The following is a 14,722-nucleotide window of genomic DNA, read 5'->3' as shown; positions in this document are numbered from 1 at the left end:
GGGACCCGCACACGCACCCGGGAAGCCCGACGCGGAAAGTCGGCCCGGCCGACTTCCCGCGCGGGGCGCACCGCCCACGAGCCCAGGGGTCGATCGCCTCGGCGTCAGGCCCTCGGGCGCGACACCACCCGCCGCATCAGCAGGGCGTAGACCACGGCGGCGACCACGATCCCCGCCGGGAGGGCCAGGTCGAAGCCCGTCAGCGCCGCGACCGGGCCGGTGTAGAGGGTGTCGACGCAGAGGGCCGAGGCCGTCACGCCCGCGAGCAGGGCGAGCGCACCGGCCGGGTTGACGCCGGCGCGGTACCAGAACGGGCTGCCGGGCGACTCGTCGGTCAGCGCCCGCCCGTCGTAGCGGTTGCGGCGCAGCAGGATGTCGACGGCGTAGACGGCGGTGCTGGGGCCGAGGAGGACGACGGTCAGCTGGAGCACATTGCTGACCGTGTCGAGGAAGTTGGAGACCAGCAGGGCGTAGAGCGTCAGCGCGACGGCGACCGTGCCGTCCACGAGCACGCTGAGCGTGCGGCGGATCCGGATGCCGACGGCCTGCAGGGCGAGGCCGGCGCTGTAGGCGGTGAGGGCGTTGACGGCGATGGTGCCGATGACCAGGGAGAGCAGGAAGACGGGGTTGAACCAGCCGGGCAGGATCTTCTGGAGCGCGGCCTGGGGGTCGGTCATGTCGACGGCGGTGGCCCCGAGCACGCCGAGGCCGCCGACGACGACGCTGGGCAGGAAGCCGCCGAGGGCGGTCCAGCCGAGGACGGCGCGGGGGGAGGTGTGGGCGGGCAGGTAGCGGGAGAAGTCGGCGCTGGTGGTGTAGGAGAGCGGGCCCGAGGCGATGAGGGTGACGCCGGCCAGGACGGCCGCCCACTGCCCGCCGCTGGTGAGCGGTTCCGGCTGGCTCCGGCCGAAGTCGGCGTGCCGGAGGATCGCGTACCCGACGACGGCGAAGGCGGCGGCGAGCACCAGGGTGATCGGCAGGTAGAGCCGCAGGATCACGGCGTGCCCGTACACGCTGATGGTCAGCGTGAGCACCACGATCGCGATCACGATGGCGATCTTGATCGGGGTGTCCGGGGTGATCCCGACCTGCTCGACGAGGGAGAACGCCGCGACGGCCGCCGCCGCGAGGTTCAGCGCGAAGTAGCAGACCGAGATCATCCACCCGGTGACGGCGTTGTTCACCCGGTTGCCCCGGACGCCGTACAACGCCCGCGTGATCACTTCACTGGGTGCGCCGGCGGCCGGTCCGGAGACGGCCAGCAGCCCGGTACCCAGCCAGAACAGGTTGCCGACCACGACCACCGCGAAGGCCTGCCAGAGGCTGAGCCCGCTCAGCACGAGGGCGCCGCCGACCACCAGGTTGAGGTAGTTGACGCTGGCCGCCGCCCAGACCGGGAACAGCTCACGGGCGCGGCCCCGCCGTTCGGTCTCGGGGATGTGGTCGATGCCGTGGACCTCGACCCGCCCACCCCGCTCCTGCGCGGGCTCTGGGGACTGCCCGGGCTGTCGGGGCTGCGGGGACTGCCCGGAGTGCGGGGGCTGCGCGGGCCGTGGGGACTGCGGGAGCGGTGGTCCGGCGGGGGAGTCGGACTGGGGGTGGTCCGGGAGCGTGGACGCCATTGGGGGCCCTCCGTGGGGGTGTCGTGCCCACCTGCTTGCTTATTGGTCGCACACTCAATAGCATCCGGCACATGACGTCAAGCGTTCAGCGCAAACGGATCCGGAAGTCCCCCGACGACCGCCGGGCGGAGATCGTCGAGGCCGCAGCCACCGTCGCCCTCACCGAGGGCCTGGAGTGCATCACCCTGCGCCGGATCGCCGAACAGCTGGACGTCAGACCCGGCCTGATCAGCCACTACTTCCCGGCCGTGGAGGACTTGGTCGCCGAGGCCTTCGGCAGCGCCGCCACTGCCGAACTGGAGTCGCTGCTGCCCGCCGACCCGCCGGACGGCTCCCCGCTCAACCACCTCGCCCGCTTCTTCGCCCGCACCACCGGGCCGGCGTACGACGACATGAGCCGGCTCTGGCTCAACGCCCGTCACCTGAGCCGCTACCGCCCCGTCCTGCGCGAGCGCGTGCTCGGCCAGGAGTCGCTGTGGCGGGGCCGCCTCACCGGTGTGGTCCGGGCGGGCGTCGAGCAGGGCGCGTTCCGCACCGAGGACGCCGACCTCACCGCCATCCGGATCCTGGTGGTGATCGACGGCCTCGCCTCCCACGCCAACACCGGCCTGGGCAACCACCCCTCGGCCGTCATCCGCCTGGCCGCCGCCACCGCCGAGCGCGAACTCGGCCTGGCGGACGGCACCCTCGCCGCCTCCCCCGTCGCCGGTGATCCCACCGCCGAACCCGCCGCCGAACCCGCCGCCGAACCCGACTCCCCCGACGAAGAGCAGTCCTGACCCCGACTCCCCCACGCCGCCCCCGCCCCGCACCACCGCTGGAGCCGAAGTGCGCACCTCCCTGGTCCTCCTCTCCGCCCGCCTGCTCGACCCCGCGTCCGGCGGGTTCCTCCCGCAGACCGCGCTCGCCGTGGTCGACAGCCGGATCGCCGCCCTGGGCGACGACCGGACGATCCGCGAACTCGCCGACGCCGCAACGACGGTGATCGACCTCAAGGGCGCCGTGGTCACCCCCGGCCTGGTCGACGGCCACCTCCACCCGGTCACCGGAGCCGAGCTCACCCACGGCCTGGACCTCTCCGGCTGCACCGACCTGCCGTCCGTCCGCGCCGCCCTCGCCGCCGAGGTCGAGGGCCTCGCCCCGGGCACCTGGCTGCACGCCTGGGGCCTGGACCCCAACGTCTTCGGCGACCGCCCGGTGGAGTCCGCCGCCCTCTCCCCCGTGCTGGACGGCGTCCCCGCACTGCTCCAGCTCTTCGACGCCCACTCCATGCTCGCCAGCCCGCGCGCCCTGGAGCTGGCCGGCGTCGACGGCCCCCGCACCTTCGCCCAGGCCGCCGAGATCGTCTGCGACGCCGACGGCCGTCCCACCGGACTGCTGCTGGAGGACGCGGCCTGCGAACTGGTCGAGCGCGCCGCCCCGCAGCCCACCCGCGCCGAGCGCCGCGAGCGCCTGGCCGCCGCCCTGCGCACGATGGCCGCGAGCGGCCTCACCGGCGGCCACGCGATGGACGCGGGCGGGGACAGCCTCGCCCTCTACGCCGAGCTCGACGAGGCGGGCGAACTGCCGCTGCGGCTGCGGGTGGCCCCCTGGTGCCAGCCCGGCGTGGACCAGGACGGGCTGCGCGCGCTGATCGAACTGCAGGGCCGGGGCGGGAGGTTGTGGCGGGTGGACGGCGTCAAGCTGTTCATGGACGGCACGATCGACAACGGCACCGCCTGGCTGGAACGCCCGGACTGCCACGGCGAGTCCACCCACGCCTTCTGGCCCGACCCGGCGCACTACACCCACGTGATCGGGCAGCTGCACCGGGCCGGTGTGCCGACCGCCACCCACGCCATCGGCGACGCCGCCGTCCGCCACGCCCTCGACTCCGTCGCGAAGGCCACCGCGGCCGACCCGACCGTCCCGGCCCCGGGAACACCCGCCCGGACCACCCCCGTCCGGCACCGGATCGAGCACATCGAGACCGTCCCGGACGAGGTGGTGCGCCGCTTCGCCGAGCTGGGCGTGATCGCCTCCATGCAGCCCACCCACTGCTGCGACTTCACCCGCGCCGACCACACCGACAACTGGTCCCGCCGCCTGGGCGAGGAGCGCGCCGACCGGGCCTGGCGCTGCCGCGACCTGTGGGACGCGGGCGCCACCGTCGTCCTCGGCTCCGACTGGCCGATCGCCCCCTACCCGCCGCTGGGCGTCATGGCCGGGGCCCGCCACCGGCGCCCCACCCGCGACCTCGGCCAGCCCCCGCACAACCCCGGCCAGGCCCTCTCCGCCCTGGAGGCGCTGCGCGCGATGACCGTCAACGCGGCCTTCGCGGCGGGCGAGGAGCAGCTGGCGGGCCGGATCGCGGTCGGCCACCGGGCCGACCTCACCGTCCTCGCCGCCGACCCGCTCACCACCCCCGCCATCGAACTCGCGGCGGTCCCGGTCCTGCTCACCGTCCTGGACGGCCGGCCCACCCACCGCGCCGAGCAGCTCTCCTGACGAGGGGTCGGCCCCGCGAGCCAGCGAGCCCGCTACCAGCCGTTCGTCCACTCGTCCAGGTGGCCCCAGGGGAACCATCCCGGTGCCCCCAGGGGCCCGGGGCGGGTGGGGTTGTCCCCCGGGAAACCCGGCGGCCCTCCCCAGCGCGCCCCACCCCCTCCTCGGCGGAGGATCTTCTCACCGGCCCGGACAGCCGGACGAGTTGAAGCAAAGAAGCAGAGAAGCGAAGAGCCGAGGAGTAGCCATCATGACCGTGACCCGGAACCCGATCAACCGACGGACCCTGCTGACCGCCACCACGGGCACCGCGGTCGCCGCCACCGCCGCCCTGCTCATCCCGGGGACGGCTGCGGCCGCGGCCGCAGCCACGACGGGCCCGGTCCCGCCGACCTCGGACGTCTCCGCCGAACTGGACCGGATCGCCCACTCCTTGCGCTCCACCGAGCCCGACGCCCCGGCCGCCGGCCTGCGGGCCCTGGGCGCGATGATCGGCGACGCCCGGGTGGTCGGCTTCGGCGAGGCCACCCACGGCTCGCACGAGTTCTTCACCATGAAGCACCGGGTGTTCCGCTACCTGGTCGAGGAGAAGGGCTTCACCACCTTCGCCCTGGAGGCCAGTTGGTCGGGGGGCCTGCTGATCGACGCGTTCGTGCAGGGCCGGGGCGACGGCGACGCCCGCCGGCTCGTCCGCCGGGTGATGGCCGGATCGCCGTGGCAGCGGCGGGAGTTCGCCGACCTGATCGAGTGGATGCGCGCCTACAACCGGAGCGGCCCGCAGCACCCCGTCCACTTCGTGGGCACCGACCTCGGCTTCCCGGGGATCGGCGAGCAGCCCTTCGCCGAGGTCACCGCCTACCTGCGGAAGGCCGCCCCCGCCTCGCTGGCGAGCGTCGAGCAGTCCTACGCCGGCCTGCGGCCGTTCACCGACGCCATCGGCTACATCAGCCGCACCCCGCTGCCCGAGCGGCAGCGCAACGCGGACCTGGCACAGCAGGCGCTGGAGCTGGTGGTCGCCGCCGGGAAGGACGGCGACGAGGCGTACGAGTGGGCCGTGCAGCACGCCCGCAACATCGCCCGGACCTTCGCCTTCTCCACCATGCGGGTCGACGACAGCTCCTCCGTCGTCGCCGCCCAGGTGCTCCGCGACCGGGCGATGGCCGACAACACCCTGTGGTGGCAGCGCCGCCACGGCGGAAAGGTGCTGCTCTCGGCGCACAACGGCCACGCCGGCTACCGGTCCAGCGACCCGGTCCTGTACCCGACCCCGCAGGGCGCCCATCTGCGCGAGGCGCTCGGCGCCGGCTACGTCAGCATCGGTTGCACCTTCGGCAGCGGCTCCTTCCTGACCGAGGCCGACCCCTTCGCCGACGACTGGCGCAGCACCACCGTGCCGCCGGCCACGCTCGGCATGAACGAGTACCTCCTCGACCGGGTCCGCCCCCGCGACTACTACCTCGACCTGCGCCAGGCCCCGCCCGCGGCCCGCACCTGGCTGGCCACGGCCCGCCCCACCTACGACGCCGGTACGACGTTCACCAGCACCCCGCTGCCCACCCTCGCCCTCGGCGGCAGCTACGACGTGCTGATCCACCTCCACCGGGTCCGCGCGGCCGACAAGCTCTGAGCACCGACCGTCCGCCCCGCTGGTAGCCTGCCTCCCCGTCAGCGGCTCGCCCCGGGACCAGTTCCTCCGCAGGGCCCGCCTCGACAACCGCCGACCCGCCGTCGCCCAGGCCCATCCACAGGAAACGGACTCGTGAACGACCTCCGCAAGCCGGCCCTCGGACTCCAGTGGACCGCGGTCCTGTCCGGCCTCTGCTTCGCCACGGGCGAGGCGCTCGGCCTCGCCCCCGGCGGCAAGGCCCTGGCGGGGCTCATGGCCGTGCTCTTCGTCCTGTTCACGCTTGCGAGCTTCGCCATCGGTCTGCGCTGGTTCCGTCACGCCAGGGCGAACGGCGAACTGCTCACCCCCGGCGTCCAGCCCTTCGGCCCCGGCTTCGCCGCCGCGGGCTGGCTGGTCCCCTGGCTGAGCCTGGTCCTGCGCTGGCCGATCACCCTGGGGCTCTGGCGGGCCACCGGGATACGGAGCGCCCCGGCGCTCGTCCACCTCTGGTGCGCCACCTCGCTCGCCGCCACGGCCGCCGTCCTCCTGACCCGCGTCCAGGCCCTGCACACTCCCGCCGTCCTCGCGGCGGCCACCCTCGGCGCGGTGCACCCGGTCCTGTTCGCCGTGGTCGTCCGCCGCATCACCGCCCACCAGGCCGGGGCCCCGGCCCCGGCACCCACCACCCCGGTGCCGGTGGGCTGACCCGTAGCACCCTTCGGGGACGGGCACCCCGGCGAGGGCCGCGGGAGCGGTCTGACATGATCGTCCCCCCATCCTCCCCGGCGGCCCCATCCGGCCGGGGCAGCACCACGGCAAGGATCAGCGGAACCGGTCATGAGCGGGATGAACAAGTCGGCCCGGGCCTCCGGGCAGCAGGCCCGGGCACGAACGGCGGCGGCCGCGCGACGTCAGCCGCAGGACTGGGGCATGGGCTTCCTGGCCCTGCTCGTACTCGGCGCGGCGACCATCGCGCTCGGTGTCCTGGGCGGCCGGGCGGCCGTCTCCGCCTTCTCCTACGCGGCCCGGATGAGCGGTCGGCCGGGCGAGCTGACCGTGGAGCGCTGCTGGGGCGACAACCCTTCCAAACCGGGCCTGATCACCTCCTGCGCCGGTTCCTTCCACTCCGACGACGGCCGGACGGTGACCGCCGACTCGCCGATCAGCGGCGCCCACCACATCGGCGCCGTCCTGCCCGTCGATTACGGCGACGGCGGCTTCCACAACACGGGCCTCACCTACGCCGTCGGCGACCTGGCTGGACTGTTCGCCGTGATTCCGGTCGGCGTGCTCGGCCTGTGGCTGCTCTGCCTGGCCGTCGGCACCACACCGGCCGGCGGCCGGCTCCGGGCGGGGCTGATGCCGGCGAACAACAAGGCGGTGCGCTGCCTCCTGTGGGCCGGCATCGGCTGCCTGCTGGCGGCGGGCGCCTGCCTGCTGGTCGGAGTCGTCGGCTGGGCCACGACGCCCTGACCCGGCCTGACGCGGCCTGACGTGACCTGACGCGGCCGGACCGGGCTCAGCGCCGGAGCCGGTGGCGGAGGCGGCCGTAGACGAAGAGGCCGGAGAGGACGACGGCGCCCAGCCCGCAGAGCGCCACTGCGATCGCGAGCAGCGCCACGGTGGTGCCGTCGGCGCCCGGAACGTAGTCGTACGAGGTGTGGCCGTCGGCGTCGACGGTGACCCGGTCGCCGCCCGGGTGGTCCGAGATGTAGCGGACCATCAGCAGGACGGCTGCGACGCAGCCCGCCGCCCCCAGGAGCAGCAGGCCCCCGGCCCGGCGGGTCCACTCGTCGCCCTCGCGCCGACCGAGTCGCGGCGGCGCGGGACGGTGATGGTGGTGACCCGGTCCCAGGTCCAACTCGCCCGGCGGCCTGCGGCGTTGCCGTGGACCAGGCCGTTGCCGCGCACCTCGAAGTACTCCCCCGACCCACCGCGCAGGGCGCGCAGCGCCTGGGTGAGACCGATCACCAGTCCGCACAGCCCGAAGCCGAGGGCGCTGCCGACCGCCTTGCGGCCACCGGAGGTGCCGCCGTCCAGGAGCAGGGACCACACCCCCAGCCAGCCGGTGAGCACGCCGATCGTCAGGGCCCAGGCGGCGTTGACCCAGCGGGCGCGGTTGTCGACCCGGTGACGGCTGACCAGGTCTCCGAGCGGGTCGGGTGCGGATGCGGTGTCGGCCACGACCACCAGTCAAGCAGCGCCCGCCGAGCCCCTTCAAGAGCCCGTACCGCCCCGGTCGGTCCCGCCCTGGTCGAAGCCGCACCTCCAGCCGGAGCCGTACCGCCCCGGCCGGGCCCGTACCGCCGGTCGGCCCAGCGGGCACCCGCGCGCCGTGGGCCCGCCCGGGGCGCGCGCCTATCGTGGGTTGGTGACTGATCATCGGACGGTCGGACCCGCCGTCACCCGGGCGGGCTATCTCCTCGCCGCCTTCACCTTCGCGGTCTGCATGACCGGGACCACCCTGCCCACCCCGCTGTACGGGCTGTACCAGGAGCGGATCGGCTTCTCCGAGCTGACCGTGACGGTGGTGTTCGCCGTGTACGCCTTCGGTGTGATCGGGGTGCTGCTGCTGGTCGGGAACGTGTCCGACGCGGTCGGGCGCCGGCCCGTGCTGCTGTGCGGGCTGGTCGGCGCGGCGTGCAGCGCCGTCGTGTTCCTGGCGGCGGACAGCGTGCTGCTGCTGTGCGTGGGCCGGCTGCTGTCGGGGCTGTCGGCGGGGGCGTTCACCGGCACCGCCACGGCGTACGTACTGGAGCTGGCGCCGCCCGGGCACCGGGGGCGCGCGGGCTTCGTCGCGACGGCCGCCAACATGGGCGGCCTCGGCTGCGGACCGCTGCTGTCGGGGGTGCTCTCCCAGTACGCGCCGCGCCCCCTGGTGCTGCCGTTCGTGGCGCACCTCGTGCTGCTCGCCCTGGCCTGCGGGGTGCTGCTGCAACTGCCGGAGACGGTGCCGGGCGCCCGCCCGCTGCGCACCGCCCGGCCGGTCCGGCCGAGTCTGCCGCCGGAGGTGCGGCGGGTGTTCGTGCCGGCCGGGATCGCGGCCTTCGCCGGGTTCTCGCTCCTGGGGCTGTTCACCTCGGTCGCCCCGGCCTTCCTCGCCGAGGGGTTGGACGTCCACAACCGCGCGGCCGTGGGCGTGGTGGTCTCGTCGGCTTTCCTGGCCTCGACCCTGGGCCAGCTGCTCGTGCCCCGGCTGGGCACCGCGCGGGCCGTCCCGCTGGGCTGCCTGGTGCTGATCGCCGGGCTGGCGCTGCTGGCGGGTTCGCTGGCCCTGGCCGTCCTGGCGCTGCTGGTGTCGGCCGCGCTGGTGGGCGGCGCCGGCCAGGGCATGGGGCTGCGCGGTGCGGTGGGCGAGGTCGCCGCCGCGAGCCCGGCGGAGCACCGGGGCGGGGTACTCTCGGCCCTCTTCGTGGTCGGCTACTTCGGCATCTCGATCCCGGTGATCGGTGTCGGCCTGCTCGCCGAACCGCTCGGCCTGGCCCACGCGGGCCTGGTGTTCACCGCGTGCATGGGCCTGCTGGCCGCCGCCTCCGGCGCCTACCTGCTGCGCCTGTCGAGGTCCGGCGCCGAGGCCTGACCCGACCCCGGCGACGCCTACTCGGCCGTCGCCCGCACAGGACGCGCAGGACGTACGGTGCGCGCGGTGCCTGCGGTGCGCGCGGCCCGCCCGACCCGGAGCCGCTGGCGCAGGAAGAGGGCGGCACGGTCGAGTGCCTCGTCCGCCTCGTCGAGGACGCCCGCGAAGGCCTGGAACACGTGCGGCGCGTCGGCGGTGATGTCCAGGATGACGTCCACGCCCGCCTCGCTCGCCCGCGCCGCCAGGCGGGTGGAGTCGTCCAGCAGCAGTTCGTTGGCGCCGACCTGGATCAGCATCGGGGGCAGGCCGGTCAGGTCGGCGAGGACGGCCGGGCTGAGCAGCGGCTGCCGCGGGTCGGCTCCGCCGAGGTACATGGCTCCGGTGCGGTCGAGGGCGGCGCCGGTGAAGATCGGGTCGACGCCCTCCTTGGTCCGCATGCTCGCGCCGCTGCGGGTGGCGTCCAGCCCCGGGGAGAAGGCCAGCAGGGCGGCGGGCTGCGGGAGGCCCGCGTCGCGGGCGGCGAGGCAGGTGGTGACGGCGAGTCCGCCACCCGCGGAGTCGCCCGCGAAGGCGATGGCCGAGGGGTCCTCGCCGCGGTCGAGGAGGGCGCGGTAGGCACTCAGGCAGTCCTCGATCGCGGCCGGGAAGGGGTGTTCGGGGGCGAGCCGGTAGTCCAGCGAGTACGCCCCGAGGCCGGTCCTGGCCACCAGGTTCCCGGTCAGCGAGAGGGCGGTCTCGGGCGAGCCGAAGACCCAGCCACCGCCGTGGAAGTACAGGATCGTCCCCGACCCAGACCCGGACCCCGGCCCCATCCCCGCCCCCGACCCCGGCCCGTCCTGGCCGGCCGCCGCGCCGCCGTCCTCGGGGTCGACCCGCAGGGCGGGCCGGTCGCCGAGGGTCGTCGGCGCGGTGCGGATGGCGTCGTGGGGCACGATCATCCCGGCCATCAACGCCCGGAAGCCGGCCCGGATCTCCTCGACCGACCGGGGCTCCGTCGGCCCGGTCGGCGCCGGCTGCCGCAGCATCGCGTCGATCCTGCTGAGCTGTTCCCTGCTCATGGGTACACTCCCGTCCATGTAGCTTCCCGTACACTATATGCCGTGGAAGATACTTTGGACGACGATCGCGCCGCAACCAACCTCGCCGGGTTCTTCGCCGACCTGGTCCGGTGCGAGACGCGCCTGTACAACGCCCTGAACGACCGGCTCCGCGAGCGGCACGGGATCGTCACCTCGCAGTACGAGTTCCTCGGCTACCTGCACCGCCACCCCGGGTGCCGGGTGGCCGACCTCGCCGCCGAGTTCGCGATCGGCGTCGGGGCGACCAGCAAGGGCATCGACCGCCTGGAGAAGCAGGGGTGGGCCGCCCGCCGACCGAACCCCGCGGACCGCCGGTCCTCCCTCCTGGTCCTGACCGACGAGGGCACCCGGCTCGTCGAGGAAGCCGAGCAGACCTTCACCGAGGGCCTGGCCGTACTGCTCGCAGGCACCCTCGATACCACCGCGCTGTCCTCGACCGCCCGGGCCCTGGCCACCCTGCGCTCCGCCCTCGAACGCGACCAGGTCGGCACCCCCACCGGCTGACCGCCACCCGCGCCGACTCCACCCCTCGCCCCGACGGCGTCCCCTACGCTGGCGCCGGGCCCCGGAGCGCCGGGCACCGGACACCGGCCCGGGGCACACCGACACCGAGGCGCAACGACACCGGGGGGAACCGCGTGATCCGCGTACAGCAGCGCACCTACACCTTGATCCCGTGGCCGTGGCGCGTGATGTCCTGGGCCCAGGCGCCCGAGGGGCTGGAGTTCACCCTCTACGACGTCGTCGACCCGGTGGTGCGCGGCCTCGAGGTGCCCGGCACCCCGGAGGAGGCCGAGCGCTGGAAGGTCGGCCACGACGCCTACCTGAGCCTGCTGCGCGAGGCGGAGGAGACCGTGCGCCACGCCCACGGAGTGCGCTGCCGGCCCGGCTTCATGGTCGACATGCGCTCGGTGCGCCTGCGCCGCTACGGCCTGATGCCCCACCGCAAGGCCCGCTCCCGGCGGCTGTTCGACGCGTGCCTGACCCGGATGCGCACCTACCAGGAGGCCTACCGGCCGATCCTGGAGGAGATCGAGGCCCGCATCGCGGCGGCCTCCTCCGAACCGCCCCTGTCCGACGAGTCCTGAACCCGCCGCGCCGACGGGGCCAGGATGCGGTGGACGATGAAGTACTCGGCGATGAGCACGTTGCCGAGGACCGCCGCCCAGCCGGCCGTGGTGTAGACGTCCCGGAAGGTCAGGGACGGGACGAGTTTCGCCAGCGCCAGGCCGGCGAGGAGGTAGAGCCGCAGGGTCACGGCGCCGAAGGTCAGGGCGTAGTTGCGGATCATCCAGATCCGGTGCAGCCGCACCTCGCCGCGCCGGATCGTCCGGTAGGCCTGGGCCGCGGTGTACAGCCACGCCGCGGCCAGCAGGGAGAAGGCGACCTGCAGCGGGAAGCCGCTCGGTGACACCGTGGCGGCGTAGAGGGCCGCGGCCGAGGCGGCCACCACGGAGACCAGGTACACCCGGCCGACGATCCGGTGCAACCGGGGGTACCGGGTCCGCAGCCGCGGCACGAACTGCAGCGGTCCGAGGACCAGCGTCAGTCCGGCCGGCCCTGCATGGGCGACCAGGCTCGCGTAGTAGCCGACGATGCTCCGGTCGATGGGCGCGAACGAGGAGCCGGTGAGGTACGGCGGCACGAAGACGGCGGCGATGCCGACCGCCGACACGGCCATCAGGCCCCACCGGGACCACCACCACCGGCCTCGGCGAGCGGTCCGCGACGCGACTGTTCCGGTCATGGGCAGAGCTCCGATTCCGTTACGGGAGAAGGGGGTTGGGGAGTCGGTCGGTCCGGCCCGGCCGGACCGGGCCTCACAAGACAGGCCCTACCGGACGATGACGACCTTGCCCGCGACGGTGCGCGACTCGGCCAGGGCGAGCGCGGCCGCGGCCTCGTCGAGCGGGAACTCCGCGGCGACCTGGGCGGTGAGGGTGCCGTCGGCCAGCAGGGCCAGCACCTGGGTGAGGTCCTCGCGCAGGCGGGCCCGGAAGGCCTCCGGGCGGCGCCGGCCGGCCCAGAAGTTGTAGAAGTGCGCGGACCTGCCGTTGGGCAGGTGGTTCCACAGCGCCAGCCGGGCGAACAGCTTCAGCACCGGGAGCTGCGAGTTGCCGGTCTCGTCCTTGGTGGCGGCGGTGCCGTAGGACACCAGGACCCCGCCGCGGCGCAGCAGCCGCCAGGACTCCTCCAGGCCGTCCCCGCCGACGTGGTCGAACACCGCGTCGACGCCGTCCGGGGCGAGTTCCCGGATCCGCCGGTACAGGTCGGGGTCGCGGTAGTCGACCGGGGTCGCGCCCAGGGCGCGGACGGTGTCGTGGTGCCGCGCGGAGGCCGTGCCGATCACCGTGATCCCGGCGTGCCGGGCCAGTTGGACCAGGGTCGAGCCGACGCCGCCGTTGGCGCCGAGCACGACGATCGTGGCACCCCGGGCCACCTTCGTGGTCCGGTGCAGCATCTGCCAGGCCGTCACGCCGTTGACCACCACGGTCTCCGCGTCGGCGGCCGTCACCCCGTCCGGCACGGGGACGGCGTCGGCGGCGTCGAGCAGCAGGTGGCTGGCCCAGGCGCCGGTCTTGGTGACGGCGGCGACCCGGCGTCCGACCATCGCGGGGTCGACGCCGGGGCCGGTCGCGACCACCATGCCGACCACGTCGTAGCCGGGCACGAAGGGGAAGGGCGGCTGGTCGTAGTACTTGCCGCGGCGCATCTGCTGCTCGGCGAAGGAGACGCCGGTGGCGTCCATCCGCAGCAGGACGTGGCCGGCGGTGGGCGGCGGGAGGTCGCGGGTGCGCAGTCGCAGGCCGCTCGGCTCGACCTCGCCCGGCAGGACGACCTCGGTGGCGTGGGTGACGACGGCGTCGTTCATGGCGTGCTCCGTTCGGCGCGGCGGTGGTGGCGATGGTGGCTACGGCCGTAAAGTTACACACGTAAGCTCACGGCAGGCAAGAGCTGGCTCCCGTAAGTTTTCACCTGTAAGCTCACGCCATGGGAAACGATTCGAGCGCACCCTCCGCCCGCCCCCGCAACCGCCGCGGGGAAGGCGCCCGCCTGCGCGACGACATCCTGGCCGCCGCGGTCGAACTGCTCGAGGAGACCGGCACCGAGACCGCCGTCACCCTGCGGTCCGTCGCCCGCAAGGTCGGGATCGCCGCCCCCTCGATCTACCGCCACTTCCCTGACCAGCCGGCCATCATGCTGGCCGTGGTGCGGCAGGCCTTCGACGAACTGACGGCCCAGCTGCGGGCCGCCCTGGACGCGGCGGGCGACGACCCCCGGCAGCGGCTGCTCGCCGTCTGCCACGCCTACCTGGAGTACTCCCGGGAGCACCCCGAGCGCTACCGCACCATGTTCGGCGGCGTCTGGATGCCCGCGCTGCAGGACAGCAGCGTGACGGCGGACGACATGCTCGCCCTCGGCCAGGCGGCGCTCCAGCTGCTCACCGAGGCCCTGGACGCGTGCGTCACCGCGGGCGCCTCCACCAGCACGGACGCCTACACCGACACCGTCGCCCTCTGGCTGGGCCTGCACGGGCTGGCCCACCAGCAGGCGTCGACGGTGGCCTTCCCGTGGCCCGACGGCATCGCCGAGCGGCTCATCGTCACGCTGGCGCACCTCAAGACCGAATAGCCGAACAGCGGAGCGCTCGGCGCGGGGACCCGTCTCGACGAGGCGCCCAGCAGGCAGATCGTCCTACCCCTCCTTCAACATTCTGTTTATCATCTGCGGGTCCCCCGTCCTCCGCCCGGAGCCGCCCGCACATGCCCGCCCCGCCGTCCCCTCCGTCCGTCCGCACCGCCCCGCCCGAGAACGCGTTGCCCCCGGCGGCCCCGCCCCACGTGCGCACCCGCTGCACGCGTTGCGGGCCACCGTGTTCGCCATCGGCGCCCTGCTCCTGCTGGTCGGGGTCGGCGTGCTGCTCCACCAGCCGCTGCTGATCCCGCCGTTGGCGGCCAGCGCGGCACTGGTGCACGGCGCGCCCGGACTGCCGATCTCCCAGCCGCGCAACCTGGTCGGCGGCCAGCTGCTGTCCGCCGCGATCGGCTTCGCCACCCTGGCCGTCACCGGCAGCACCGCCTGGGGCGCGGCGATCGCCGCCGGACTGGCGCTCGGCGCGATGATGCTCACCCACCTCTCGCACTCCCCCGCCGTGGCCACCACCGTCATCGTGGTCCTCCAGGCCCCGCACCCCGTGCCCTTCCTCCCCCTGCTCGCCCTGTCCACCGCACTGCTGGTCGTCATCGGCCTGCTGCCCGGGCGGATCGGCGGACACCCGGTCCGCTACCCGCTCTCGTGGTGAACGGCGGAGCGGCGGACGGCCGGGTCGACCGATCGGTCGACCCGGCCG

16 protein-coding genes are annotated in these 14,722 nt (G+C 74.4%); 10 read left to right on the top strand and 6 right to left on the bottom strand.

The features are described 5' to 3' along the window. Nucleotides 1-104 precede the first annotated feature (104 nt). A complete protein-coding gene (locus ACFVXG_RS36505; protein ID WP_387934017.1) occupies nucleotides 105-1,622 on the bottom strand; it encodes a cytosine permease in 1,518 nt (505 codons plus the stop codon). Nucleotides 1,623-1,693: 71 nt separating this feature from the next. Between ACFVXG_RS36505 and ACFVXG_RS36500 the strand changes: the two genes are divergently transcribed. The 5 genes from ACFVXG_RS36500 to ACFVXG_RS36480 all read left to right on the top strand — a co-directional run bounded on the left by ACFVXG_RS36500 (nucleotide 1,694) and on the right by ACFVXG_RS36480 (nucleotide 7,185). Further along, nucleotides 1,694-2,401 carry a TetR/AcrR family transcriptional regulator gene (locus tag ACFVXG_RS36500; protein WP_387934015.1) on the top strand — a complete coding sequence of 236 codons (708 nt, stop codon included), beginning with the start codon at nucleotides 1,694-1,696 and terminating at the stop codon, nucleotides 2,399-2,401. A gap of 49 nt (nucleotides 2,402-2,450) precedes the next feature. Further along, the gene (locus tag ACFVXG_RS36495) at nucleotides 2,451-4,109 is read left to right on the top strand and encodes an amidohydrolase (RefSeq protein WP_387934013.1); all 1,659 of its coding nucleotides are present in this window, start codon (nucleotides 2,451-2,453) and stop codon (nucleotides 4,107-4,109) included. A 247-nt stretch (nucleotides 4,110-4,356) separates the two neighbouring features. Continuing rightward, nucleotides 4,357-5,733: an erythromycin esterase family protein gene (locus ACFVXG_RS36490; RefSeq protein WP_387934011.1), complete on the top strand. Its 1,377-nt coding sequence runs from the start codon at nucleotides 4,357-4,359 to the stop codon at nucleotides 5,731-5,733. 132 nt (nucleotides 5,734-5,865) lie between these two features. After that, the gene (locus ACFVXG_RS36485) at nucleotides 5,866-6,417 is read left to right on the top strand and encodes a DUF4328 domain-containing protein (RefSeq protein WP_387934009.1); all 552 of its coding nucleotides are present in this window, start codon (nucleotides 5,866-5,868) and stop codon (nucleotides 6,415-6,417) included. 132 nt (nucleotides 6,418-6,549) lie between these two features. Then, nucleotides 6,550-7,185, top strand: a complete 636-nt coding sequence (locus ACFVXG_RS36480) for a hypothetical protein (protein ID WP_387934007.1) — start codon at nucleotides 6,550-6,552, stop codon at nucleotides 7,183-7,185. Nucleotides 7,186-7,231: 46 nt separating this feature from the next. On the opposite strand, the gene ACFVXG_RS36475 is transcribed toward ACFVXG_RS36480, so the two are convergent. Together ACFVXG_RS36475 and ACFVXG_RS36470 are read right to left on the bottom strand one after the other, a co-directional pair. After that, the gene (locus ACFVXG_RS36475) at nucleotides 7,232-7,435 is read right to left on the bottom strand and encodes a hypothetical protein (RefSeq protein WP_387934005.1); all 204 of its coding nucleotides are present in this window, start codon (nucleotides 7,433-7,435) and stop codon (nucleotides 7,232-7,234) included. Beyond that, complete coding sequence (locus ACFVXG_RS36470) at nucleotides 7,435-7,896, bottom strand: hypothetical protein (RefSeq protein ID WP_387934004.1); 462 nt, start codon at nucleotides 7,894-7,896, stop codon at nucleotides 7,435-7,437. Before ACFVXG_RS36470 ends, ACFVXG_RS36475 begins: the two co-directional genes overlap by 1 nt. Before the next feature lie 265 nt (nucleotides 7,897-8,161). Between ACFVXG_RS36470 and ACFVXG_RS36465 the strand changes: the two genes are divergently transcribed. Beyond that, on the top strand, nucleotides 8,162-9,292 hold the full coding sequence (locus tag ACFVXG_RS36465; protein ID WP_387934138.1) for an MFS transporter: 1,131 nt from the start codon (nucleotides 8,162-8,164) through the stop codon (nucleotides 9,290-9,292). A gap of 17 nt (nucleotides 9,293-9,309) precedes the next feature. Here ACFVXG_RS36465 and ACFVXG_RS36460 read toward each other — a convergent pair whose 3' ends face one another. Further along, on the bottom strand, nucleotides 9,310-10,350 hold the full coding sequence (locus tag ACFVXG_RS36460) for an alpha/beta hydrolase (RefSeq protein WP_387934002.1): 1,041 nt from the start codon (nucleotides 10,348-10,350) through the stop codon (nucleotides 9,310-9,312). A gap of 42 nt (nucleotides 10,351-10,392) precedes the next feature. On the opposite strand from ACFVXG_RS36460, the gene ACFVXG_RS36455 reads away from it, so the two are divergent. Further along, complete coding sequence (locus ACFVXG_RS36455; protein WP_387934000.1) at nucleotides 10,393-10,875, top strand: MarR family winged helix-turn-helix transcriptional regulator; 483 nt, start codon at nucleotides 10,393-10,395, stop codon at nucleotides 10,873-10,875. A 134-nt stretch (nucleotides 10,876-11,009) separates the two neighbouring features. After that, nucleotides 11,010-11,459: a hypothetical protein gene (locus ACFVXG_RS36450; protein ID WP_387933998.1), complete on the top strand. Its 450-nt coding sequence runs from the start codon at nucleotides 11,010-11,012 to the stop codon at nucleotides 11,457-11,459. Here ACFVXG_RS36450 and ACFVXG_RS36445 read toward each other — a convergent pair. Together ACFVXG_RS36445 and ACFVXG_RS36440 are read right to left on the bottom strand one after the other, a co-directional pair. Beyond that, the gene (locus ACFVXG_RS36445) at nucleotides 11,381-12,052 is read right to left on the bottom strand and encodes a DUF2306 domain-containing protein (protein WP_387933996.1); all 672 of its coding nucleotides are present in this window, start codon (nucleotides 12,050-12,052) and stop codon (nucleotides 11,381-11,383) included. The two genes, ACFVXG_RS36450 and ACFVXG_RS36445, sit on opposite strands and share 79 nt — an antisense overlap. A 153-nt stretch (nucleotides 12,053-12,205) precedes the next feature. Continuing rightward, nucleotides 12,206-13,243 (bottom strand): medium chain dehydrogenase/reductase family protein, encoded by a 1,038-nt coding sequence (locus ACFVXG_RS36440; RefSeq protein WP_387933994.1) that lies wholly within the window; start codon nucleotides 13,241-13,243, stop codon nucleotides 12,206-12,208. Between the two features lie 119 nt (nucleotides 13,244-13,362). On the opposite strand from ACFVXG_RS36440, the gene ACFVXG_RS36435 reads away from it, so the two are divergent. Both ACFVXG_RS36435 and ACFVXG_RS36430 read left to right on the top strand, forming a co-directional pair. Continuing rightward, complete coding sequence (locus ACFVXG_RS36435) at nucleotides 13,363-14,004, top strand: TetR/AcrR family transcriptional regulator (protein ID WP_387933992.1); 642 nt, start codon at nucleotides 13,363-13,365, stop codon at nucleotides 14,002-14,004. 229 nt (nucleotides 14,005-14,233) lie between these two features. Further along, a complete protein-coding gene (locus ACFVXG_RS36430; RefSeq protein WP_387933991.1) occupies nucleotides 14,234-14,674 on the top strand; it encodes an HPP family protein in 441 nt (146 codons plus the stop codon). The last annotated feature ends 48 nt before the right edge of the window (nucleotides 14,675-14,722 follow it).

This window comes from Kitasatospora sp. NPDC058162 (assembly GCF_042884005.1).
Taxonomy (GTDB): domain Bacteria; phylum Actinomycetota; class Actinomycetes; order Streptomycetales; family Streptomycetaceae; genus Kitasatospora.
Note: the sequence above shows the minus strand (reverse complement) of the source record. Positions and strands in the feature narration are given on the sequence as shown.